This window comes from Nocardia cerradoensis NBRC 101014 (genome assembly GCF_000308535.1).
Classification (GTDB): domain Bacteria; phylum Actinomycetota; class Actinomycetes; order Mycobacteriales; family Mycobacteriaceae; genus Nocardia; species Nocardia cerradoensis.
The window spans coordinates 1-24,406 of sequence record NZ_BAFW01000037.1; the positions used below are offsets into that span (position 1 = coordinate 1).

At 69.1% G+C, this 24,406-nt stretch carries 18 protein-coding genes and 1 pseudogene; 13 read left to right on the forward strand and 6 right to left on the reverse strand.

Features of this window, described 5'->3' with window-relative positions; translation table 11 throughout:
- Positions 1-905 (forward strand): DUF8176 domain-containing protein (locus ON23_RS35785; protein ID WP_051042040.1); only part of this gene is annotated, 905 nt, incomplete at its 5' end.
- A 112-nt stretch (positions 906-1,017) separates the two neighbouring features.
- The gene (locus ON23_RS05290) at positions 1,018-2,202 is read left to right on the forward strand and encodes an aminotransferase-like domain-containing protein (RefSeq protein WP_039776734.1); all 1,185 of its coding nucleotides are present in this window, start codon (positions 1,018-1,020) and stop codon (positions 2,200-2,202) included.
- A 10-nt stretch (positions 2,203-2,212) separates the two neighbouring features.
- On the opposite strand, the gene glpK is transcribed toward ON23_RS05290, so the two are convergent.
- On the reverse strand, positions 2,213-3,712 hold the full coding sequence (gene glpK, locus ON23_RS05295; protein ID WP_039776735.1) for a glycerol kinase GlpK: 1,500 nt from the start codon (positions 3,710-3,712) through the stop codon (positions 2,213-2,215).
- A 132-nt stretch (positions 3,713-3,844) separates the two neighbouring features.
- Between glpK and glpD the strand changes: the two genes are divergently transcribed.
- A complete protein-coding gene (glpD, locus tag ON23_RS05300; RefSeq protein ID WP_039776736.1) occupies positions 3,845-5,593 on the forward strand; it encodes a glycerol-3-phosphate dehydrogenase in 1,749 nt (582 codons plus the stop codon).
- 9 nt (positions 5,594-5,602) lie between these two features.
- Here the strand turns inward: glpD and ON23_RS37730 are convergent, their stop codons facing one another.
- The 3 genes from ON23_RS37730 to ON23_RS05310 form a co-directional block, all read right to left on the reverse strand.
- Complete coding sequence (locus ON23_RS37730; protein WP_157121695.1) at positions 5,603-5,776, reverse strand: hypothetical protein; 174 nt, start codon at positions 5,774-5,776, stop codon at positions 5,603-5,605.
- 120 nt (positions 5,777-5,896) lie between these two features.
- Positions 5,897-6,703: a DNA-formamidopyrimidine glycosylase family protein gene (locus ON23_RS05305; RefSeq protein WP_039776737.1), complete on the reverse strand. Its 807-nt coding sequence runs from the start codon at positions 6,701-6,703 to the stop codon at positions 5,897-5,899.
- Positions 6,704-6,744: 41 nt separating this feature from the next.
- The gene (locus tag ON23_RS05310; RefSeq protein WP_039776738.1) at positions 6,745-11,532 is read right to left on the reverse strand and encodes an ATP-dependent helicase; all 4,788 of its coding nucleotides are present in this window, start codon (positions 11,530-11,532) and stop codon (positions 6,745-6,747) included.
- A gap of 167 nt (positions 11,533-11,699) precedes the next feature.
- On the opposite strand from ON23_RS05310, the gene ON23_RS05315 reads away from it, so the two are divergent.
- From ON23_RS05315 to ON23_RS05325, 3 genes and pseudogenes are all read left to right on the forward strand, one after another.
- Positions 11,700-12,164 (forward strand): VOC family protein, encoded by a 465-nt coding sequence (locus tag ON23_RS05315; RefSeq protein WP_083903715.1) that lies wholly within the window; start codon positions 11,700-11,702, stop codon positions 12,162-12,164.
- Positions 12,165-12,245: 81 nt separating this feature from the next.
- Positions 12,246-13,193: pseudogene (locus ON23_RS05320) on the forward strand (patatin-like phospholipase family protein).
- Entirely contained in the window at positions 13,190-14,041 is an 852-nt protein-coding gene (locus ON23_RS05325) for an SDR family oxidoreductase (protein ID WP_039776739.1), read from the forward strand. The pseudogene ON23_RS05320 and the gene ON23_RS05325 overlap by 4 nt, the downstream one beginning before the upstream one ends.
- Positions 14,042-14,045: 4 nt before the next feature.
- Here ON23_RS05325 and amaB read toward each other — a convergent pair whose 3' ends face one another.
- On the reverse strand, positions 14,046-15,575 hold the full coding sequence (gene amaB, locus ON23_RS05330; protein ID WP_039776740.1) for an L-piperidine-6-carboxylate dehydrogenase: 1,530 nt from the start codon (positions 15,573-15,575) through the stop codon (positions 14,046-14,048).
- A gap of 97 nt (positions 15,576-15,672) precedes the next feature.
- Between amaB and ON23_RS05335 the strand changes: the two genes are divergently transcribed.
- From ON23_RS05335 to ON23_RS05355, 5 genes are all read left to right on the forward strand, one after another.
- Positions 15,673-16,125 (forward strand): Lrp/AsnC family transcriptional regulator, encoded by a 453-nt coding sequence (locus ON23_RS05335; protein ID WP_036498415.1) that lies wholly within the window; start codon positions 15,673-15,675, stop codon positions 16,123-16,125.
- 64 nt (positions 16,126-16,189) lie between these two features.
- Positions 16,190-17,554 (forward strand): L-lysine 6-transaminase, encoded by a 1,365-nt coding sequence (gene lat / locus ON23_RS05340; RefSeq protein WP_051042052.1) that lies wholly within the window; start codon positions 16,190-16,192, stop codon positions 17,552-17,554.
- Between the two features lie 145 nt (positions 17,555-17,699).
- The gene (locus ON23_RS05345; RefSeq protein WP_039776741.1) at positions 17,700-19,340 is read left to right on the forward strand and encodes an acyl-CoA carboxylase subunit beta; all 1,641 of its coding nucleotides are present in this window, start codon (positions 17,700-17,702) and stop codon (positions 19,338-19,340) included.
- Positions 19,341-19,544: 204 nt separating this feature from the next.
- Positions 19,545-19,877 carry an acyl-CoA carboxylase subunit epsilon gene (locus ON23_RS05350; protein WP_039776742.1) on the forward strand — a complete coding sequence of 111 codons (333 nt, stop codon included), beginning with the start codon at positions 19,545-19,547 and terminating at the stop codon, positions 19,875-19,877.
- 1 nt (position 19,878) lies between these two features.
- Entirely contained in the window at positions 19,879-20,604 is a 726-nt protein-coding gene (locus tag ON23_RS05355) for a nucleoside triphosphate pyrophosphatase (protein WP_039776743.1), read from the forward strand.
- On the opposite strand, the gene ON23_RS05360 is transcribed toward ON23_RS05355, so the two are convergent.
- Positions 20,512-21,303 (reverse strand): helix-turn-helix transcriptional regulator, encoded by a 792-nt coding sequence (locus tag ON23_RS05360; protein WP_039776744.1) that lies wholly within the window; start codon positions 21,301-21,303, stop codon positions 20,512-20,514. The two genes, ON23_RS05355 and ON23_RS05360, sit on opposite strands and share 93 nt — an antisense overlap.
- A 158-nt stretch (positions 21,304-21,461) precedes the next feature.
- Here ON23_RS05360 and ON23_RS05365 point away from each other — a divergent pair, with 158 nt between their 5' ends.
- Positions 21,462-22,391: a sulfurtransferase gene (locus ON23_RS05365; protein ID WP_039776745.1), complete on the forward strand. Its 930-nt coding sequence runs from the start codon at positions 21,462-21,464 to the stop codon at positions 22,389-22,391.
- A gap of 121 nt (positions 22,392-22,512) precedes the next feature.
- The gene (locus ON23_RS05370) at positions 22,513-24,315 is read left to right on the forward strand and encodes an acetyl/propionyl/methylcrotonyl-CoA carboxylase subunit alpha (protein WP_039776746.1); all 1,803 of its coding nucleotides are present in this window, start codon (positions 22,513-22,515) and stop codon (positions 24,313-24,315) included.
- The last annotated feature ends 91 nt before the right edge of the window (positions 24,316-24,406 follow it).

Genomic DNA, 24,406 nt, shown 5'->3' on the forward strand with positions numbered 1-24,406 from the left:
CGGAGGTGCCGCGCGCGGCCGACACCACGCGGGCGCCCGCGCCCGATAGCTCGCCCGCGCTCGAAACCCGCCGCATGCCCGAGCCGCCGCGCGCCCCGGATGCACCGCGCGCCCCGGAGACGGTGCGATACCCGGACGCCGGCGGTGCCGAGGCCGATCGTGGAACCTGGTGGCGCGCAGACGATTCCGGCTTCCCACCCACTCCGCCGCGGGAAACCGCGAAATCGCTCTGGGACGACGATGAACTCGCCAAGAAGCTCACCGTCCCGCGCGGCGGCGCCGAGCAGAAATCGGGTTCGGGTTCGTTGTGGGACGACGACGAGTTGGCCAAGAAGCTCGCGCCGCCGCGACCACTCGGGCAGCCGCAGCCGGAGGCCCGGCCCGACCGCAACATTCCGGTGATCCTGGCCGGTGCGGCGGGTGCCGTCGTGATCGTGATCGCGCTGGTGCTGATCATCGTGTTCGCGACGCGCAGCAGCGATGGCGACGGAACCGTCGCCGGAGGCAAATCGTCACCGCCGTCGGTGGCCGCGCTGAGCTGTCCGGCACGTACCGACGGCAATGTCGTGATCGGCAACGGCCCCGGCGACACGAACAGCGGAGCCGCGGCGATTCTGGGGTTCCAGCACGCGTTCTACGCCGACCGCAGTGGTGCCAAGGCGCACGAGTTCGTCGCGCCGGACGCGTCGAACGTGTCGACCGCCTCGACCATGCAGCAGGCGATCGACAGCCTGATCCCGCAGGGCACCACGTATTGCTTGCGTGTGGAAACGGTCACGCCGGAGCAGTTCAACGTCGACCTCACCGAACATCGGCCGGACGGTACGACCACGTTGTACAAACAGCTGGTCAAGACCGTGAATCGCGAGGGGAAGAACCTCGTCTTCTCGATCGATCAGCGCTGATCGCGAGGGCTCGCCCCGCCGTCCCGATATCTCAATATCTGGGAAAACAATTTCATATTCTGGGTACTGATATGCGATAGTTGCCATGATTCCGCAGCTATCGGAGGTCTCCATGTCGCCGCATACTCCACCCCTGTCCCGTCGGCTGGACGGTCTGCAGAGTTCGGCGATCCGCGATCTGCTCAAGCTGACCGCCCGGCCGGATATCGTCAGCCTGGCCGGCGGTCTGCCCGACGAACAGTTGATGCCGCGCGAGGCCATCGCCCGCGCCGCGGAGTCGGCGCTGGCCGACCCGTCCCGGTTGCAGTACACCGAGTCCGCGGGCTGGGGGCCGCTGCGCGAGGTGCTCGCCTCCCGGGAGTCGGTGCGGCTGGGGCGGCCCGTGCCGCTGGAGGAGATCTTCGTCACGCACGGCTCGCAGCAGGCGTTGTCGCTGCTGGGTGAGGTGCTGCTCGATCCGGGCGCTCTGGTGGTGGTCGAGGATCCGGCCTATGTCGGCGCGTTGCAGGTGTTCCGCGCGGCGGGAGCGCGGATCGTGGCGATTCCGCTGGATGCCGACGGTATGCGTGTCGACGCGCTGACCGAGTTGCTCGAGCGTGGCGAGCGTCCGGCGTTGGTGCATACGGTGAGTAATTTCCACAATCCGCGCGGGGTGACGCTGAGCCCGCAGCGCCGGCGCGAACTGGCGGCGCTGGCCGAGCGGTACGGCTTCTGGGTGGTCGAGGACGATCCGTACGGCGAGCTGTGGTTCGACCGCCCCGCGCCGCAAGCCGTTGCCTCCTACTCGCCCAACGTGATTCGGCTGTCGAGCGCGTCGAAGATCCTGGCGCCGACGCTGCGGGTGGGCTGGATGATCGCCCCGAACGAGGTGTGCCGCGGCGTGGAACTGCTGAAGCAGGGCGCCGATCTGTGCGGTTCGGCGCTCACCCAGCAGATCGCCGCGGACCTGCTGGCCGACGAACCGTGGCTGGGCGCCCACCTGGACAAGGTGCGCGGCATCTACGGCGAGCGCGCCACCGCCCTGGTGAGAGCGGTCCGCGCCCGCTTCGGTGACCGGGTGGTGAGTACCGACGCCGTCGGCGGCATGTTCGTGTGGCTCGATTTCACCGACGGCACCGATACCGTCGAACTGCTGCCGCGCGCGATCGACCACGGTGTGGCCTACGTCCCGGGCTCCGCGTTCGCGGTCTCGCAGCCCTACCGCGGCTCGATGCGCATGTGTTTCACCACGTCGGATGCGGCCGTGCTCACCGACGCGGTCGATCGGCTCGGCCGCGCGGTCGACGCGGCGGGGTAGCGCGGCGAATCTACTGCGCCCACCCGTAGGTGCGTTCGACGGCCTTGTTCCATTCGCCGTAGAGGTGATCGCGGTCGGCCTCGGACATCGTCGGCTGCCATACCTTGTCCTCGGACCAGTTGGCGCGGATGTCGTCGGTGCCGGACCAGTATCCGACCGCCAGCCCGGCCGCGTAGGCGGCACCGAGCGCGGTCGTCTCGGTGATCACCGGCCGCACCACCGGCACATCCAGGATGTCGGCCTGGAATTGCATGAGCAGTTCGTTGGCGACCATGCCGCCGTCGACCTTGAGGGTGGTCAATTCGACGCCGAGATTCTCCGCCTCGGCGTCGGCGCGCATCGCGTCGATCACCTCGCGGGTCTGAAATGCGGTGGCCTCCAACACCGCTCGGGCCAGATGCGCCTTGGTGACGAAGCGGGTGAGTCCGGTGATCACGCCGCGCGCGTCCGGCCGCCACCGCGGTGCGAACAGACCGGAGAAGGCGGGGACGATATAGGTGCCGCCGTTGTCGTCGACGCTGCGGGCCAGCGGTTCGATCTCCGCTGCGGAGTCGACGATGCCGAGGTTGTCGCGCAGCCACTGCACCAGGGATCCGGTCACCGCGATGGAACCCTCCAGCGCGTACACCGCGGGCTGGTCGCCGAGCCGGTAACACACCGTGGTGAGCAGACCGTGCTTGCTGAACACCGGCGTGGTGCCGGTGTTGAGCAGCATGAAGTTGCCGGTTCCGTAGGTGTTCTTCGCCTCGCCCGGTGACAGGCAGGCCTGCCCGAACGTCGCGGCCTGCTGATCGCCCAGGATGCCGGCCACGGGAACCCCCGCGAGCGGGCCGTCGGAGATCTCGGCGTACACCTCCGAGGAGCTGTGGATCTGCGGCAGCATCGACACGGGGATGCCGAATTCCGCGCAGATCTGCGAATCCCATTGCAGGGTTTCGAGATTCATCAGCATCGTGCGGGAGGCATTGGTGACGTCGGTGAGGTGGCGGCCGGTCAGCTTCCACAGGATCCAGCTGTCCATGGTGCCGAAGCACAGGTCACCCGCCTCGGCGCGGGCGCGCACACCGTCGACGTTGTCGAGGATCCAGCGCAGCTTGGGACCGGCGAAATACGTGCTCAGCGGCAGCCCGGTCCGGTCGGCGTAGCGCGCGGGGCCGACGTCGCCGGCCAGTTCGTCGCACAGCGCCGCGGTGCGGGTGTCCTGCCAGACGATGGCGTTGGCGACCGGCTTGCCGGTGGCACGGTCCCAGACCACGGTGGTTTCGCGCTGATTGGTGACCCCGACCGCGGCGATGTCGCCGGCGCCGATCCCGGCATCCTCGAGCGCCGCACCGATCACGAATTCGGTATTGCGCCAGATGGTTTCGGCATCGTGCTCGACCCACCCCGGCCGCGGGAACAGCTGTTCGTGCTCGCGCTGCCCGAGGCCGGCGATGCGGCCGGAGCGGTCGAACACGATGCACCGGCTCGAGGTTGTCCCCTGGTCGATGGCGGCCACGAAGCGTCGCATCCGTGCAGGCTACTAAACCTCGCACGCGCCGCGCATCACATCGCCGCACGCCCGGCGGTGGACTAGGGTGAAAGCGATTACCGACGGGTAACGCAGGACGATCCCACCCAACAGTGCGGAGGAAGTCGAGCGATGAACGAGAAATCACACGGTCAGCACACCGGCGAACTGGGGCCCGAGCAGCGCGCTGCCACCTGGGAAAGCTTGGGCGCCAAGCATTTCGACGTCATCGTGATCGGTGGCGGGGTCGTCGGCGCGGGCATCGCCCTCGACGCCGCCACCCGGGGCCTGGAGGTGGCCCTGGTGGAGGCGCGCGATCTGGCCTCGGGCACCTCGAGCCGTTCGTCGAAGATGTTCCACGGCGGCCTGCGCTACCTCGAGCAGCTGGAATTCGGGCTGGTCCGCGAGGCGCTGCGGGAGCGTGAACTGAGCCTGAAGACGTTGGCCCCGCATCTGGTGAAACCGCTGCGGTTCCTCTACCCGCTGACCCATCGCGGCTGGGAGCGGCCCTACGTCGCCTCGGGCCTTGTGCTCTACGACACCATGGGCGGAGCGAAATCCGTTCCGGGCCAACATCATGTGACCCGTTCGGGAGCGCTGCGCCTGGCACCGGGCGTGCGCCGGGACGCGTTGATCGGCGGTGTCACCTACTACGACACCGTGGTCGACGACGCGCGCCACACCATGACGGTGGCCCGCACCGCCGCCCACTACGGTGCGGTGATCCGCACCTCGACCCAGGTCGTGGACTTCCTGCGGGAGGCCGACCGGGTGGTCGGAGTGAAGGTGCGCGACAGCGAGGACGGGCGCACGACCGAGGTCCGCGGGCATGTGGTGATCAACGCGACGGGCGTGTGGACCGACGAACTGCAGGCGCTCTCGCATGTTCGCGGCCGATTCCATGTGCGCGCGTCCAAGGGCGTGCATATCGTGGTGCCGCGCGACCGGATCGCCAGTGATGCCGCGCTGATTCTGCGCACCCAGACCTCGGTGCTGTTCGTGATTCCGTGGGGGAGTAACCATTGGATCATCGGCACGACCGACACCGATTGGAATCTGGATCTGGCCCATCCCGCCGCCACCAAGGCCGATATCGACTATCTGCTCGAGCGGATCAACGAGGTACTGGTCACCCCGCTCACCCACGACGACATCCAGGGCGTGTACGCCGGGCTGCGGCCGCTGCTGGCCGGGGAGAGCGACGAGACCTCCAAACTGTCGCGCGAGCACGCGGTGGCGCAGATCGCTCCGGGCCTGGTCGCCATCGCGGGCGGTAAATACACCACCTACCGGGTGATGGCCTACGACGCGGTGGATCTGGCCGTCCACGACATTCCGCAGCGGGTGTCGTCCTCGATCACCGACAAGGTGCCGCTGCTCGGCGCGGACGGCTACTTCGCCCTGCTCAACCAGACGCCGCAGCTGGCGCAGACCTACGGCGTGCATCCCTACCGGATCGAACATCTGCTCAACCGGTACGGCTCCCTGATCACCGACGTCCTGGATCTGGCCGAGGGCAAACCCGAACTGCTGCAGCCGATTACGGACGCGCCGGGATATCTGCGGGTGGAGGCCGTCTACGCGGCGGTCGCCGAGGGGGCGCTGCATCTGGACGACATCCTGGCCCGGCGCACCCGGATCTCCATCGAGTTCTCGCATCGGGGTATCGAATGCGCCGACGAGGTGGCGCGCCTGGTGGCGCCGGTGCTGGGCTGGGACGAGGAGCAGATCCGGCGCGAGGTGAGTACGTACAACGCCCGGGTCGACGCCGAGATCAGGTCCCAGACCCAACCCGACGACATCTCGGCCGACGCCCTGCGCGCCGCCGCGCCGGAGCCGCGCCCGGAGATTCTGGAGCCGGTGCCGCTGCCCCAGGCGTAGGCGGGGCGGCTACGGGGCGGTCGACGTGGGCGCCGAGGTGTGACCGGAATGGACGGGGCCCGTACTCACCGAATGCTGCAGCGCATAGGTGAACAGGACGGTGGCCGCGATGGCGATGGCCGTGATCAGCAGCTGGGTGACAAGCCGTGTGCTACGACGCATCGCGGTGCTCGCATATGTCATCTGCCCTGCTTCCCGACCGGGGACGATCTGTGTCGCCCTTATGTCGCATTCACGCTCCGAAGTGTTAGCGGCCGAAGAAAATATAGCTATCGATCGGCAAACATCGCGGCTCGTGCCCGGTCAGCGGCGAGTCCGGCCCGCGGCTCTCGGCTCCGGCGTCTCGGGTGCGGGCTGACAGCGGGGACAGAAGTAGATACCGCGTTCGGTGGCAGGGGCAGAGGTGGCATCCGGGCCGAGCATGCGGACGAGGATCATCGATCCGCAGCGGGGGCACGGTTGGCGTTGCCGGCCGTAGACCACCGCGGGCCGCGGTGGATGGTGTGCGGCTCGGCCGAGGATGCGGTGCGCGGCGTCGACGAGTCCGGGGAGATCGGGTACGGCGGCGACCGGGGTGGCGGGGTGGACCCGCTCGGCGAAACAGATCTCGCTGCGGAAGATGTTGCCGACTCCCGCCATGGTCGTCTGATCGAGCAGCGCGAGCCCGATCGGCCGCTCCGGATCCGCGCGCAGCCGCTGGACCGCCTCGGCCGCATCCCAATTCGGGCCCAGCAGATCCGGGCCGAGATGGTCGACGGCGGTGTGCTCGTCGGCGAGGCGTAGCACCTCGACCAGGCCGAGGGAGAACCCGACGGCTTCGGTGTCGGCGGTGGCGAGAACCAGTCGCGCGGTGAATCCGGGCTTGGTCCACCGCTGGCCGGGGCGGTAGATCCGCCAGGTGCCCTCCATCTTCAGATGGGTGTGGATGCTGAGCGTCTCCGTGCGCACGAACAGGTGTTTGCCGTAACTGCCGACGCTGTCGACCCGGCTGCCGCGCAGATCGAGCGTGGCGTAGCGCGGGACGCGAAAATCGCTGCGCGTCAGTGTCTTTCCGGCCAGCGCGGTCCGCAGCCGCGCCGCCACGAGATAGACGGTATCTCCCTCCGGCATCGGCGTTCACCACCGGTGGCGGCGGAGGAGGCGTGCCGGGCTCATGCTGTGCTCCGTAGCCGGAAGCCCCGGGGCGTGGTGTGGAAACCGGCATCGGTGAGGAAGGTGGCGAAGGTGTTGCCGTGCACCGATTCCCCGTCGACGCGTTCGACGACCAGCGAGTCGATCCGGCGGTCGTGGACCAGCGCCGCCAGCGCGGCTGCGGCCTCGGTCCGGATTTCGGGATCCTCGGTGAAGGTGAGCAGCGTCTTGCCGCCGCGTTCCAGGTACAGGGCCAGTTCGCCCGCGGCAAGGACCACCAGAGCCCCCGCCTTGCGGCCCGGGCGATGTCCGGCTCCCTCACCCGCGTTCTTCGGCCACGGCAGGGCGGCGCCGTACGGATTGGCCGGATCGCAGGCGGCGAGTGCGACCGTGCCGACCCGGCCCGTGCCGGCGCCCGGCCGGTCGGAATCGTAGGAGCGCAGCCGATCCACCACGTCGGTGGTGGAGAACTGCGCGCCGCCGAGGGTGTCGACGAAGTAGCCGCGCCGGCAGCGCCCGCGATCCTCGAATTCGGTGAGCACCCGGTACATCAGCGCGAACCCGCCCGGTATCTCCTCGTTCTGCACCGAACCCCGGGACAGCACGCCGTAGCGCTCCAAGAGCAGATCCGCGGTGGCATGGGCGCGAATCGTGTTGTCCGGCAGGCGCTGTGGCAGCAACGACCATCGCCCGGCGACGGCGGGAGGGCCGGTCCGGGTCGGCATCGCCGGTCGCGGCAGGTACATGCGCCCGCGGGGAGTGCGCCGCGGGGTGCGATGGGCGGTGGTGCTGCGGGTGGTGCCGGACAGCCGCGCCCGGACCGGAGCGAAGGTGTCGCCGGACAGATATCCGGCCCACACCAGCTCCCACAGTGCCGCCGCCACGGCCGCGTCGTCGAGTACGCCGGTCGCGTCGGACAATTGCCGGAAGAAGTAGGCGCCGCCCGCCACCACGACGAGCCGGTTGCCGTCGGAGGCGCCCGCTTCGGTGGCGACCGTGCCGTCAGCGTCGAGCGGAATCGCGTCGGTGGCCGCCGCGGTCATCTCCGCACCCAATGCCGTCAGCAGCCGCAGCTGCACATCGGTGAAGTCGATCTCCTGCGGCGGCCCCAGCGTGACCGGTGCCTGATCCGCCGGATGCAGGGCGATCCAGCCGTCCTTGGCGGTGATGGCGCCGTGACCGGACCACAGCACCTCACCGGAGGCGGTGAGTTCGTCGAGCATCGCCGGTGTGTAGTCACGGACTCGCGACGGCAGGATGAGCGACTCCCACGCGGAAGCCGGAATCGGCACGCCCGCAAGCTGTTCCACCACCGCGGCCACCCCGTCCACGCCGCGCAGCGTCGAGGTGCCGATATGCTGCCACGCCGGCAGGAACCGGCCGAACGCGCCCGTGGATACCGGCTCGACCTCCTTGCGTGCGGCCGCCAGCGAACGGCGCCGCAGCCGGCGCAACACCTGCGCGTCGCACCATTCCGCACCGGCCGAACCCGGCGTGAACTCGCCCTCCACCACTCGCTTCTCGGCTCCGAGCCGATGCAGTGCGGTGGCAGCGACGGCCGGGCCGATCCCGAAGCGCCGGGCGACGGCGTCGAGGGTGAACGGGGCGTGGGTGCGTGCGTAGCGGGCGACCAGATCGCCCAGCGGATCGGCGACCGGTTCGATGAAGGCCGCCGGCGTGCCGATCGGCAGGGGGACGCCGAGGGCGTCGCGCAACCGGGCGGCGTCTTCGATCGCCGTCCACCACCGCGATCCCGCGAACGACACCTCGAGAACCCGCCTGGCCCGCAGCAATTCGGCGAACCACGGTCCCGGGTCCGCGGTGCAGCGCGCGGCCGCCTCGGCGGGGGTGAGCGGGCCGAGCAGTCGCAACAGGTCGGCGAGCCCTTCCGCGTCGTGGGCATGGCGTTCGGGGGTGAGCCGTTGCAGTTCGCGTTCGGTCAGTTCCAGGACCGCGGCGTCGAGGAGTTCGCGCAGTTCCACCCGGCCCAGCAGTTCGGCGAGCAGGCTCGAATCCAGCGACAGCGCGGCCGCGCGGCGCTCGGCGAGCGGACTGTCGCCCTCGTACATGAACTGCCCGATGTAATCGAACAGCAACGCATTGGCGAACGGTGAGGGGGAGGCCGTCTCGACCTCGACCAGTCGCAGTTTGCGCCGCGCCACATCCGTCAGCAGATCCCGCAGGGCGGGCAGATCGTAGACGTCACGCAGGCATTCGCGCACCGTTTCCAGCAGGATCGGGAAATCCGGGAATTTCCTTGCCACATCGAGTAACTGGGCCGCGCGCTGGCGCTGCTGCCACAGCGGCGCGCGGCGGCCGGGGTCCCGGCGCGGTAACAGCAGTGCCCGCGCCGCGCATTCACGGAAGCGGGAGGCGAACAGCGCCGACCCACCCACCTGCTCGGTCACCACGTCGTCGATCTCGTCCGGCTCGAAGACGAACAGTTCCGCGCCCGGCGGATCGTCGGTGGTATCGGGCAGCCGGACCACGATGCCGTCGTCGGAGGCGGTCGGCGCGGCATCGACCCCGAACCGCTCCCGCAACCGCGCGCCCACGGCGAGCGCCCACGGCGCATGCACCGGTAATCCGTAGGGCGAGTGCAGGATCAGCCGCCAATCGCCGAGTTCGTCGCGAAAGCGTTCGACCAGCAGGGTGCGGTCGGTCGGCAGATGACCGGTGGCCTGCCGCTGCTCGGCCAGCAGGGAGACCAGATTCGCGGTCGCGAAATCATCCAGGCCGGCGGCATGGACGAGTTGTTCCAGTTCGACCAGTTCGCCGCCCCTGTTACCGGCCGCGGCTCCCGCGCGGGAGCGGGAGGGCGTGCGTCGGGTGGCGCCGTTGCCGCGCGTCGTAGGCCCGCCCGAGTCGAGGGCCTCACCGTCGAACGCCGCAGCGGAGCCGCCCGCATCCCGTACGAGTTCCGCGATCCGCCCGGCCGGTGCGCGCTCGACCGCCTGACCGGCCGTGCGGACGAATTCGCCTAGGGCCGCGCCCAATTCGGCCGGACGCCCGAGGGAGTCGCCGTGCCAGAAGGGGAGCCGGCCGGGCAGGCCGAACGCGGGGGAGACGAGAACCCGGTCGTGGGTGATGTCCTCGATGCGCCAGCTGGTCGCGCCGAGGGCGAACACATCGCCCACCCGCGATTCGTAGACCATCTCCTCGTCGAGTTCGCCTACCCGCGAAGCCTTTTCGCCGACCATGAACACCGGGAACAGTCCGCGGTCGGGAATCGCGCCGCCGGAGGTCACCGCGAGGCGCTGCGCACCGGGACGTCCGGTCAGCGTGCCCGCATCGCGATCCCATACCAGCCGCGGACGCAGTTCGGCGAATTCGTCGGAGGGATAGCGGCCCGACAGCAGATCCAGCACCGATTCATACGCCGAGCGCGGCAGAGCGGCGAAACTACCTGTCCCCCTGACGGTTTCGAACCATTCGTCGACGTCGAGCGGTTCCAGCGCGCAGGCGGCCACGGTCTGCTGGGCCAGGATGTCGAGGGGATGGGCGGGGATCTTCAACTCCTCGATCTGTCCCGCCGTCATCCGCATGGACGCCACCGCGCAATGGATCACGTCGGTGCGGTGTTTGGGGAAGATCACCCCGCGTGAGATCTCACCCACCTGATGTCCGGCGCGCCCGACCCGCTGCAGCCCGCCGGCGACCGAGGGCGGCGCCTCGACCTGCACCACCAGATCCACGGCGCCCATATCGATACCGAGTTCGAGGCTGCTGGTCGCCACCACACACCGCAACCGGCCGCTCTTGAGGTCGTCCTCGATGATGGCGCGCTGTTCCTTGCTCACCGAACCGTGATGGGCCCGCGCCAGCAACGGCGCCGCCCCGTGATTGACCTCGGTCGGCGACCCGAGTTGTGCGGGCGGCGCGTGCTCGCGGCGTCCCGCGACCTCCTCCGCCTCGTCCGGTTCGGCGATGCGCTCGGCGTATTCCTCGTTCAGCCGCGCCGTCAGCCGTTCGGCCAGCCGCCGCGAATTCGCGAACACGATCGACGAACGATGCGCCAGCACCAGATCCACGATCGCGGCATCCACATGCGGCCAGATCGAACCCGGCTGATCGGATTCGCCCGGCTCGGTCATATCCGCCACCGGCACCCGCACCGACAGGTCGAAGGTTTTCGGCGCCGGTGGCGACACGATCGTGATCGGCGCCGAGCCGACCAGGAAGCGCCCCACCTCCTGCGGCGGCCGGACGGTGGCCGACAACCCGATGCGCTGGGCGGGCCGCTCGGTGAGCTGGTCGAGCCGGGCCAGCGACAGGGCCAGATGCGCCCCGCGCTTGGAACCGGCGATCGCGTGCACCTCGTCCACGATGACGGTGCCGACCTGCGACAACGTCTCGCGCGCCGCCGAGGTGAGCATCAGATACAGCGATTCCGGCGTGGTGATCAGGATGTCGGGCGGCCTGCGCTGCAGGGTCCGCCGGTCGGCCGGGGTGGTGTCGCCCGAACGCACGCCGACGCTGATCTCCGGGGCGGGCATACCGAGCCGTGCGGCCGTGCGGGTGATGCCCACCAGGGGTGCGCGCAGATTGCGCTCGACGTCGACCGCCAAGGCCTTGAGCGGGGAGATGTAGAGCACCGCGGTGCGCTGCGGACCGTCCGTAGGTTCGCGGGTGGCGAGCCGGTCGATCGCCCACAGGAAGGCCGACAGCGTCTTGCCCGACCCGGTCGGCGCGATCACCAAGGTGTGTTCTCCCGCGGAGATCGCCTCCCAGGCCCCCAGCTGGGCGGTCGTGGGCGCGGGGAACGCGCCGTCGAACCACTCCTGGGTCGGCCGGGAGAACTGCTGCATGGGTTCAGTCTGCACCCGGGCACCGACATCGAGTCCCGACGGCGATGTGCCCGGAGGTGTTTCCCGGGCTCGACCTCGCCGGACGACCTCGCCGGATCGGTGCCGGTCCATGCCTCGTCCCGATAGGCTGGCCGCGAATGCGGTGGACACCGACGATGGGACCGACCATGAGCGAGCGCCCCGACACTGTGACCGAGATTCCGGCCGATCCCACCCAGGTCACGAACGACCCGGACAATCCGCCGGTCCCGCCCGGCACGCTGCTGCTGGAATTGGTGCCCGTCCCGGTGCGCGATATCGATCGGGGAATCGAGTTCTATCGCGATCGGATGGGATTCCATCTCGATGTCGACGTGGCTCCCGCGCCCGGTGTGCGGATCGCGCAGCTCACCCCGCCCGGTTCGGCCTGTTCGATCCTGCTGTCCGAAGGCGTCCCCACCACCGCCGGCGCCGTCGGTTCCCTGCGTGGATTGCATCTGGTGGTGGCCGATATCGAGGCTGCCCGCGCGGACCTCGTCGCGCGCGGCGTCTCCGTGGGTGAGGTAGAAGACGTCGGCGGGGGTGTGCTCTACGCCCATTTCGCCGATCCGGACGGCAACACCTGGAGTTTGCAGTACATGCCCTGGCGTTAGCGCGCACGTTCATTGCCGAACGGTTGCGATCCGCCGAACCCGGCCTCGCCCCGCACCGGGTGCCCGCTAGTGTTTGAGACTATGCGTAACAGTAACGGGTTACAGCGGCGTGGCCTGGCGATCGGATGCGGCGGCACGGTGGGGGCGGCCTGGATCGTGGCGGCGCTGGCCGCGGTGCGAGACGTGCTGCAGTAGGATCCGCGCGAGGCCGACGCGCTGATCGGCACCTCCGCCGGTGCGGAGATGGTGACGATGCTGGCCTCGGGAATTTCCGTCGACGACCTGGTGGCCATGCAGCGCGGCACCGTCGCCGATCCGATCCTGGCCCGGCACATGGCCGACGAACCGGGCCGCTTCCCGCCGCTGCCCCGCCCCCGCCTCGGCGCACCGCGAATGGCCTTGCACGGCAATCGTTCCCGGCAAGCGCTGCTCAGCGCGGGCAGTCGGCTGCTGCCGGTCGGCGGCGGCGACGCGAGCTGGTTGCAGCGCTTGGCCACCGACCTGAACCACGATCGGGACTGGTTCGCCCATCCGGCCGCGTGGCTGGTCGCGATGGACTACGACTCCGGCGAGCGGGTCGCCTTCGGCGCACCGGAGGCGCCGGCCGCGACGGTCGGCCAGGCGCTGCGGGCCTCGTGGGCGGTTCCGGGCTGGTTCCCGCCGGTGCCGATCGCGGGCCGGCGGTTCGTCGACGGCGGTGCCGCCTCCACCGCCTCGGTGGATCTGCTGCTGCCGCTGCACCTGGACGAGCTGGTGGTGCTGACCCCGATGGCCTCGGCGCGGTCGGTGCCCGCGGGCGGGCCCGGGCACTGGCTCGAGCGTCAGCTCCGCAGGCCGATGAGCGCGCAACTGGACTCCGAGATCGCCGCCGTGCGCGCGACCGGAACCCGCGTGCTGCGGCTGGCGGTGACCGCCGCCGACCTCGCGGTGATGGGCCCGAATTTCATGGACGGCCGCCGCCGCGGCGAGACCTTCGAACACAGTCTGCGCAGCACCCGCCGCGCCATGGAACGGAGTGAATTCGCATGAATCTGTTCGGAAACGGCTATCCGCCGATCGACCTCGCCGCGGCCCGCGTCCTGATCACCGGCGCCGGCCGCGGCATCGGCCGGGCCACTGCGGAATCGTTCGCGCACAAGGGATCCGAGGTCGTCCTCGCCGATGTGGACGCCGCGGCCGCCACCGCCGCGGCGGACGCCCTCGGCGCCCGTGCCGTCGAACTCGACGTGCGCGACCGGCAGCGCTGGGACGAGGTCGTCGCCGAGCTGGGCCCGATCGACATCCTGGTGAACAACGCCGGAGTGATGCCCGCGGGCCCGTTCCTCAGCGAACCGGATGCGGTGGGGCACACCACGATCGATGTGAACGTCTGGGGCCTCATCCACGGTATGCGGGCCGTCGCGCCCGCGATGATCGACCGCGGCCGCGGTCATATCGTCAACGTCGCCTCACTGGCCGGCAAGATCCCGCTGCCCGGCCTGGCGGTGTACAACGCGAGCAAATTCGCCGCCGTCGGGCTGTCGGCCGCGACCCGGCTGGAATTCGCCGAATCCGGGGTCAGCGTGAGCTGTGTGCTGCCCGCCGCGGTGCGCACCCGGCTGTCCTCGGGGCTGACCCTGGGCCGCGGGCTGCCCACGGTCGACCCGGTCGACGTCGCCGCCGCGATCGTCAAGACCTGCCGCTCCCGCCGGGCCGAGGTGGCGGTGCCGCAATACCTCGACCCGGTCGACATCGCGCTGGCGGCCGCGCCCGAATCGGTCGTGCGCAGGGTGCGCGGCCTCTTCGACGGCGATCGCGCGCTGCATCCGGGTGATGCGGCGGTGCGGGCCGTCTACGAGGACCAGGTCCGCGCCATCGGCCGCGAACCGGAGCGGTAGGCGTTCAGCCGAACCGAATGCCTTGTGCCAGCGGCAGTTCGGTGGAGTAGTTGACCGTATTGGTGGCGCGGCGCATATACGCCTTCCAGGAGTCCGACCCCGATTCGCGCCCGCCACCGGTCTGTTTCTCGCCGCCGAACGCGCCGCCGATCTCCGCACCCGAGGTGCCGATGTTCACATTGGCGATGCCGCAATCGGAGCCGTCGGCGGCGAGGAATCGTTCCGCCTCGCGCTGGTCACCGGTGAAGATGGCCGACGAAAGCCCCTGCGGCACATCGTTGTGCAGGGCGATCGCGGAGTCGAGATCGTGATAGGTGAGGACGTAGAGGATCGGCGCGAAGGTCTCCTCGCGCACGATCGCGGTCTGGGCGGGCATCCGGATGATCGCCGGGCGCACGTAATAGGAGTCGCCGCTACCGACCTCGACCCGCTCACCGCCGCAGATCAATTCACCGCCGTCGGCGAGCGCGCGCTCGATCGCCGCCCGCATCGCGGTGTGGGCGCGGCCGTCGATCAGCGGTCCGACCAGCACCGCGTCGTCGAACGGATTGCCCACGGGCAGTTGGCGATACGCCGCGCTCATCCGAGCCAGCAGCGGTCCGGCCACATCCACGTGCGCGATGACCCGGCGCAGCGTCGTACACCGCTGTCCGGCCGTGCCCGCCGCGGCGAAAACCACGGCCCGCGTGGTGAGGTCGAGATCCGCGGACGGGGTGACGATCGCGGCGTTGTTACCGCCCAGCTCGAGCAGGCACCGGCCGAAGCGGGCCGCCACCCGGGGTGCCACCTGCTGCCCCATCCGCACCGATCCGGTGGCGCTGACCAGCGCCACCCGTTCGTCGTCGACGAGCTGGGTGCCGACATCGGCGCCACCCTGGATCAGCTGGTGGATCCGCGGGTCGGCGCCGACGTCGAGGGCCGCGCGACGCAGCAGTGCATCGCAGGCCAGCGCGGTCAACGGCGTCGTCTGCGAGGGTTTCCACACCACGGTGTCGCCGCAGACCAGGGCGATCGCGGTATTCCACGACCAGACCGCGACCGGGAAGTTGAACGCCGAGATCACCCCGACCACACCGAGCGGATGCCACGTCTCCATGAGCCGATGCCCGGGCCGCTCCGACGCCATGGTGCGGCCGTAGAGCTGCCGGGACAGACCGACGGCGAATTCGCAGACGTCGATCATCTCCTGGACCTCACCGCGGGCCTCGGCGCCGATCTTGCCCGCCTCCAGGGTGACGAGTTCGGCCAGCGCGTCCAGGTTGTCGGTCAACAGTTGTCCGAGGCGCCGCACCACGGCGGCGCGTTGCGGCGCGGGGACCGTACGCCAGGTGCGAAAAGCGCTGTGCGCCTTGTCGATCGCGCAGGTCACCTCGAAGGCGGAGGTGGCCGGGACACGCATCAGCTCACCGCCGGTGATCGGTGTGCGGGCGGACAGGTCGCCCGAGTCGACCGGGTCGACGCCGAATTCGAGCAGTAGGCGCGCGGCCCGGTCGCGAAGTTCGTCGGTGGTGGGCAGAACGGGTGCGGATGTCATGTGCGGCTCCGTTTCCGAAATCGGTTCGTGGGTGACTTCGCACCGGTGGGAGATCGTTTCCGGCCCCGGCCACCGCCCGCTGGGTTAGCCTTCGCTGATGGCGGATGCACCTGCGAAACCTGTTCTGGACGATATCGATCGGCTCCTGATCCGCGAATTGATGGCCGACGGCCGGGCCACGCTGTCCAATCTCGCCGAGAAGGCCAGTCTGTCGGTATCCGCGGTGCAGTCGCGGGTGCGCCGGCTCGAGGCGCGCGGCGTGATCCGCGGATATTCCGCGAAGGTCGATCCGGAGGCGCTGGGACAACTGCTGTCGGCATACGTCGCGATCACTCCTCTCGATCCGTCACAGCCCGACGATGCTCCGGCCCTGCTGCAGCACATCCCCGGCATCGAGGAATGCCATTCGGTGGCGGGGGAGGAGAGCTACATGCTGCTCGTCCGGGTGGCCTCGCCCCGGCATCTCGAACAGTTGCTGCAGGAGATCCGCGCCACCGCCAATGTCCGCACCAGAAGCACCATCATTCTGCAGACATTCTATGACAGGTGAGACCTGATCGTAATTTATCCGTTTGCTCGTAGTGAAACCGTAAATATTTTCGTATCCTGTGGGTGTGACCCTCGAACTGGAGCGCCCCGGAACGGCCGACGCGGAGGTCACGAACCCGGCGTCGGTCACCGCCTCGCGCGTACACGACATCCTGTCCGCCCATATGCTCGCCGACGGTTTCGATCTGGTGCTGGACCTGCGCAAATCGCGGGGACGCGACCTGGTCGACGCCCGCGACGGCACCGTCTATCTGGATATGTTCGGCTTCTTCGCCTCCTCCGCGCTGGGGATGAACCATCCGGCGCTGGCGGCGAATGCCCGCTTTCGCGCCGAACTCACCACGGCCGCGCTGAACAAGCCCAGTAACTCCGATATCTATACGGTCGCGATGGCGCGCTTCGTCGACACCTTCGCGCGCGTCCTCGGCGATCCGGCACTGCCGCATCTGTTCTTCATCGACGGCGGCGCGATGGCGGTCGAGAACGCGCTCAAGGTCGCCTTCGACTGGAAGAGCCGCCACAACGCGATGCGCGGCCGCCCGGCCGACCTCGGCACGAAGGTGCTGCACCTGACCGGCGCCTTCCACGGCCGCTCCGGCTACACCCTGTCGCTGACCAACACCGACCCGATCAAGACCGAACGATTCCCGGTCTTCGACTGGCCGCGCATCGAGACCCCCTACCTGCGTCCCGGTGTCGACATCGAGGCCGCCGAGCGGCGAGCGCTGGCGCAGGCCCGGGCCGCCTTCGCCGAAAACCCCCACGACATAGCGTGTTTCATCGCCGAGCCGATCCAGGGCGAGGGCGGCGACCGGCATATGCGACCGGAATTTCTCCGGGACATGCAGGAGCTGTGCCATGAGCACGACGCGCTGTTCCTCGTTGACGAGGTGCAGACCGGTGTCGCGATGACCGGCTCGACCTGGGCCTATCAGCAGTTCGGCCTGCGACCGGACGTGGTCGCGTTCGGAAAGAAGACGCAGGTCTGCGGAATCATGGCCGGCGGCCGTGTCGACGAGGTGCCCGACAACGTGTTCGCGGTGAGCTCGCGGCTCAATTCCACCTGGGGCGGCAACCTCGCCGATATGGTGCGGGCGCGGCGCATCCTCGAGGTGGTCGAGGCCGAAGACCTGGCCGCCCGCGCGAAGGAACTGGGCGCGCTGTTGCTCGACCGGCTGCGTGAGCTCGCCGACCGGCACGAGCGGCTGACCGATCCGCGCGGTCGCGGCCTGATGTGCGCGGTGACGCTGGATTCCGCCGAGCTGCGCGATGCCGTCCTCGCCGAGTTGCGGCAGCGCGAACGGGTACTGTTCCTCGGAACCGGCGAGTGCGGCATCCGGTTCCGGCCGCCGCTGACGGTCACCGCCGACGAGCTCGAGCGGGCGGTGGATGCCCTGGATCGCGTCCTCGCGGGCATGGCCGATCGGTGACGTATCCCGGCTCGCGGGAGCGTGTCCGGGCCATTGTTGTGGCACTTCACCAGCGGTTTTCTGCTGGCAGGTAGTCAATAAGGGTACTGGTCGGTAGCCCCCACTGGAATTCCGCCGGACTGCGCCACTGGTTACACTCCGGGGCATGACGAGTGTCCAGAGTCAGCCTTCGCCGGGTTCGGCGGGCGCCCCCGATATCCACACCACCGCAGGGAAGCTGGCTGATCTGCGCAATCGGCTGGAAGAGGCCCAGCACCCGATGGGTGAGGGCGCGGTCGAGAAGGTCCACGCCAAGGGCAAGCTGACCGCGCGCGAGCGCATCCTGGCCCTGCTGGACGAGGGTTCGTTCGTGGAGATGGACGCCCTGGCCCGGCACCGCAGCGTCAACTTCGGCCTGGAGAACAACCGTCCGCTCGGCGACGGCGTGGTGACCGGCTACGGCACCATCGACGGCCGCGACGTCTGCATCTTCAGCCAGGACTCGACGGTCTTCGGCGGCAGCCTCGGTGAGGTCTACGGCGAGAAGATCGTCAAGGTCATGGACCTCGCGCTCAAGACGGGCCGCCCGCTGATCGGTATCAACGACGGCGCCGGCGCTCGCATCCAGGAGGGCGTGGTCTCGCTCGGCCTCTACGGCGAGATCTTCCACCGCAACATCCAGGCCTCCGGCGTGATCCCGCAGATCTCGCTGATCATGGGCGCCGCGGCCGGTGGCCACGTGTACTCCCCGGCGTTGACCGACTTCGTCGTGATGGTCGACCAGTCCAGCCAGATGTTCATCACCGGCCCGGACGTCATCAAGACCGTCACCGGTGAAGAGGTCACCATGGAGGAGTTGGGCGGCGCCCACACCCACATGGTGAAGTCCGGTACCGCGCACTACGTCGCCTCCGGCGAGCAGGACGCGCTGGACTGGGTCAAGGATCTGCTGAGCTACCTGCCCAGCAACAACCGCGCCGAGGCCCCGCGCTTCCCGGCCAGCGACCCGATCGCCGGCGCGATCGAGGATTCGCTGACCGAGGAGGACCTCGAGCTCGACAGCCTGATCCCGGATTCGCCGAACCAGCCCTACGACATGCACGAGGTCATCCGGCGTCTGGTCGACGACGACGAGTTCTTCGAGGTGCAGGCCGAGCGCGCGATGAACGTCATCGTCGGCTTCGCCCGCATCGACGGCCGCAGTGTGGGTTTCGTGGCCAACCAGCCCACCCAGTTCGCCGGCTGCCTCGACATCGACGCCTCGGAGAAGGCCGCGCGGTTCGTGCGCACCTGTGACGCGTTCAACATTCCGATCATCACGCTGGTCGACGTTCCGGGCTTCCTGCCGGGTACGGGCCAGGAGTACAACGGCATCATCCGCCGCGGTGCGAAGCTGCTCTACGCCTACGGTGAGGCCACTGTGGGCAAAATCACGGTCATCACTCGCAAGGCCTACGGTGGCGCGTACGACGTGATGGGGTCCAAGCACATGGGCGCCGATGTGAACCTGGCGTGGCCCACCGCCCAGATCGCCGTCATGGGCGCCTCGGGCGCGGTCGGCTTCGTCTACCGCAAGAAGCTGCAGCAGGCCGCCGCGGAGGGCGCCGATGTCGACGCACTGCGCCTCGAGCTGCAGAACGAGTACGAGGACACGTTGGTCAACCCGTACGTGGCGGCCGAGCGCGGCTACGTCGACGCGGTGATCCCGCCCTCGCACACCCGCGGCCAGATCGTCTCCGCGCTGCGCTTGCTCGAACGGAAGATGGTTACTCTTCCGCCGAAGAAGCACGGCAACATTCCGCTCTGATCCGACGATATGTGCGGTAGCGGAGGCACACTTTCCGGATGAGTGATGCGTTCGCACCGCGCACGATCGCCGCATCCGGGCGAAGATGGTAGGAAAAGGCCCTCATTCGATGAGGGCCGCACGAATACCCTTCGCGGCGTGGGTTCGTCCCGCACCGTGAACGCCGGCCCTCGGGGCCGGCACAGAACAGGAGGAGTTGGCGCTGTGACGGCTGTGGCTGACGAAGAGATATTGCGCGCCGCCGAATTGGATTTGGCGGTCGACGAATTCGGTGACGACGACACGAAGCTCGCATCCGTCACCGCTGCCGTCGAGGTCGAGGCCGATCACGGGCCGGTGATCCGCGTCCTGAAGGGTTCGCCCACCGACGAGGACCTCGCCGCACTGGTCACCGTATTCGCCGCCGCGAGCGCGAATGCCGGTGCGCCGCAGGACCAGGGCCCGGTGGACAACTGGGGCCGGCCCACCATGATGCATCGCGGTACCTCGCCGTTCTCCCCGTACGCCTTCCCCTACCTGTCGCACATCCGCGGCTGACGTGACGGGATTCGTTCTCGGTTCCGCCTCGCCCGCGCGGCTGCAAGTGTTGCGCGCGGCCGGGCTGGATCCGGTGGTGCGAATATCCGAGGTCGACGAGGACGCGGTGGCCGCGGCTCTGCCGCCGGACACGCCGCCCGCCGGCGTGGTCACCGCACTCGCCACGGCCAAGGCGCACACCGTGGCCGCCGCCCTGATCGCCGACGCCGCCGCGTCCGGACGCGGCCAGGCCGCTCCGGATTCCTACGGCATCGTCTCCGCGCGGGCCCCGCGCCTGGTGGACGACTGTGTGGTCGTCGGCTGTGACTCGATGCTGCTGGTCGGCGGCGTCCTACAGGGCAAGCCCCATACTCCCGACGTCGCCCGCGCCCGCTGGGCCGACATGGCCGGGCGCAGCGCCGATCTGCTGACCGGCCACTGTGTGCTGCGCCTGCGGGACGGGGCGATCGTCGCCGACGCCCACGACTGCAGCACCACCACCGTGCATTTCGCCGAACCCGGGCCGGTCGAGCTGGATGCCTATATCGCCACCGGCGAGCCACTGCGGGTGGCCGGTGCGTTCACCCTCGACGGAATGGGCGGCTGGTTCGTCGACCGCATCGACGGCGACCCCTCCAGCGTCATCGGGATCGGCCTACCGCTGCTGCGTCGCCTCCTGGGCGACGTGGGCGTCGGTATTGCGCAGTTGTGGATCGGTGCGCAGCTGCGGGCCGACGCGATTGGCTGACGGCGTCGGTAGTCGCGGCGCCGCCCCCGCCTGATCCGGGATATGGGCGGGATCCGGCAGCGTGCTCGCCAGTGCCTCCAGGTGAATCACGCACAGTTCCGGGCCCACGAACGGGTGCAGCCGGACGTTCACCGCATCGCGGCCGCCGTTGCGATCCAGGACCTCGCGCATCAGGCCCTGATGCACACCGCAGACCACCTCGGAATGGGTGCGGGCCAATTCGCGCAATGGGCACGCGGTCAGGCGGATGTTGAGCTGGTCGCCGGTTTCGGAGGCGGGATCGCGCTCGGGGGCGAAACCCAGCTCCGAGCTCACTGTCACCGCGATGTCGCGCGCGTCGTCGAGCGAGGCGATGGGCTGCTCGAGCTGTTCGACCTTGGCGCCCCACGCTCGTCCGGCCGTCACGGCCAATTCGGAGCGCCGGCGGGGATCACTGCCGAGCTGATCGGCCAGCACCTGCGCCAGATCCTGATAACCGACCGATCGCTGTACCGCGGTGTATCCGATGCGCGGGCGGCCGCGGCCCCGGGGTGGCTGCTGGAATTGGCGGACCAGCGATTCCCGGGTGAGAACATCGAGATGAAAACGGACGGTGGTGACGTGCTGTCCGGTGATGCGCGCCAGTTCCTGGGCATCGAGAGGCTCGCTGGCGCCGCGTAGGATCGCAAGCAGGCGCCGTCGTGGCCAAGAATCGGACATAGCTCACCCCTCCTCCCATGTGACTTTATCGGACGAAGCTGCGACTTAATCGCGCTTCATCCGATTCGTGATGTGAAACCGCCGGCGCGCATTGTTCGCACCTACGATCGGTACTGCCCAGCCGACCATCGTCTACCACGTGTGAAGGATCTTCCACCGTGCCCGTCGCTCCGGACTCTCATCCATCCTTCGGCTCTCATGCATATCCACCACGATTGGTAACCACCGAGTGGCTGTCGGCAAACATCGGTACGCGCGGCCTCGCGATCGTCGAGTCCAACGAGGACATCCTGCTCTATGACATCGGCCATGTGCCAGGGGCGGTCAAGATCGATTGGCGCGCCGAGCTTACCGATCCGCTCACCCGCGACGTGATCGACGGCGCCCGTTTCGCGGAACTCATGCGCGCGAAGGGCATCGCCCGCGACGATACGGTCGTCGTCTACGGCGACAAGGCCAACGGCACCGCCGCCGCCACCGCCTGGGTCTTCGGCCTGTTCGGCCATCCCGACGTGCGGCTGCTCGACGGCGGCCGGGAAGCATGGATCTCCGAGGCCCGCGACACCACCTTCGAGGTGCCCGACGTCGGGCTGGGGGAGTATCCGGTCGTCGAGCGTGACGACCGGGGCGGCCGGGCCTTCCTCGAGGACGTGCGGGGCTACCTGAACCGCGGCGGATCGGGCATCGGACTGGTCGATGTGCGCGCGGTGGGTGAATACACCGGCGACGACGACCGCATCCTCGACCGGCCGGAGGAACAGTCGTTGCGCGCCGGGCACATTCCGACCGCGATCAACATCCCGTGGACCGCGGCCGTGGGCGGCGACGGCCGATTCCGCAGCCGTGCGGAGCTCGAGGAGATCTACGCGCCGCTGCTCGGCGCCGAGGACACCATCGTCTATTGCCGCATCGGCGAACATTCGGCACACACCTGGTTCGTGCTGACCTCGCTGCTGGGAGTGGCGAATGTGCGCAACTACGACGGCTCCTGGACGGAGTGGAGCAACGCCGTGCGCACGCCGATCGTCAAGGGAAGTGAACCGGGTCCGGCTCCGGCCGCCGTGTCGGCGGCGGCACAGTCGGTCTAAGGTGTTGTTCACGTCACGGGGGTCCGGGCTACTGTTCGGTAGCCCTAGCCGTGTTCGGCGTCTGTTGGCACACTGCCTACACTCACCCGAGACGTAAGTTGTCCACAGCACAGGAGGCTCAGTGCCCAGCCATGCCAGCGCGCAGATCACGAAAGTCCTGATCGCCAATCGGGGCGAGATCGCGGTGCGTGTGATCCGGGCCGCCAAGGATGCCGGTATCGCCAGTGTCGCCGTGTACGCGGAACCGGACGCGGACGCGCCGTTCGTCAAATTGGCCGATGAGGCATTCGCGCTCGGGGGACAGACCTCGGCCGAGTCGTACCTGGTCTTCGACAAGATTCTCGACGCGGCGCGCAAGTCCGGCGCCGACGCGATCCACCCCGGTTACGGCTTCCTGTCCGAGAACGCGGACTTCGCCCAGGCCGTCCTGGACGCCGGGCTGATCTGGATCGGCCCGTCGCCGCAGTCGATTCGCGATCTGGGTGACAAGGTCACCGCGCGTCACATCGCCGAGCGCGCGCAGGCGCCGATGGCCGCGGGCACCAAGGATCCGGTGAAGGACGCGAACGAGGTCGTCGAGTTCGCCAAGCAGTACGGCGTCCCGGTGGCCATCAAGGCCGCCTTCGGTGGTGGTGGCCGCGGCATGAAGGTCGCCCACACCATCGAGGAGATTCCGGAGCTGTTCGACTCCGCCACCCGTGAGGCGACCGCCGCCTTCGGCCGCGGCGAATGCTTCGTCGAGCAGTACCTGGACAAGGCCCGCCACGTCGAGGCCCAGGTGCTGGCCGACAAGCATGGCAACGTGATCGTCGCCGGGACGCGCGACTGCTCGCTGCAGCGCCGGTTCCAGAAGCTGGTCGAGGAGGCGCCCGCGCCGTTCCTGTCCGACGAGGTCCGGGCCAAGATCCACGAGTCCGCCAAGCGGATCTGCAAGGAGGCCGGCTACTACGGCGCCGGCACCGTGGAGTACCTGGTGCAGGGCGAGACCGTCTCCTTCCTCGAGGTCAACACCCGCCTGCAGGTCGAGCACCCGGTCACCGAGGAGACCTCGGGCCTGGACCTGGTGCGCTGGCAGTTCCGGATCGCCAACGGCGAGGAGCTGACCATCACCGAGGACCCGACTCCGCGCGGCCACTCGATCGAATTCCGCATCAACGGTGAGGACGCCGGCCGCGGGTTCCTGCCCGCACCCGGCCCGGTCACCGTCTACAAGGAGCCGTCCGGCCCCGGCGTGCGCGTCGATTCCGGCGTGGTCGCGGGCAGCGTGATCGGCGGCCAGTTCGACTCCATGCTGGCCAAGCTGATCGTCACCGGTGAGAACCGCACCCAGGCACTGGAGCGGGCCGCGCGTGCGCTGGCCGAATATGAGATCGAGGGCCTGGCGACGGTGCTGCCGTTCGACCGCCACATCGTGACCAACCCCGCCTTCGTCGGTGACGGCACCAAGTTCGACGTCTACACCAAGTGGATCGAGAACGAGTGGGAAAACACCATCGAGCCCTACACCGGTGGCCAGCCCATCGAGGACGAGGACGAGGGTGCGCGGCAGACGGTGGTCGTCGAGGTCGGCGGCCGTCGCCTCGAGGTGTCGCTGCCGGGCGGGTTCACCGTGGGCGCGGGCGCGGCCGGTGCCGGCAACAACGGCGCGGGCGTGATCCGCAAGAAGCCCAAGCCGCGCAAGCGTGGCGGCGCGGGCGGCTCGGCCGCCTCCGGTGACGCCGTCACCGCGCCGATGCAGGGCACCGTGGTGAAGGTGGCCGTCGAAGAGGGCCAGTCGGTCGAGGCGGGCGACCTGATCGCCGTGCTCGAGGCCATGAAGATGGAGAACCCGGTCAACGCGCACAAGTCCGGTGTGGTCACCGGGCTGGCCGTCGAGGCCGGCGCCGCCATCACCCAGGGCACCGTGCTCGCCGAAATCAAGTAGTACCAACGGTTTCCGTCGAAGGCCCCGCTCCGATTCGGAGCGGGGCCTTCGACGTTTCGGCGGTGATGTGCGGCAGCACTGTGCCGGTCGG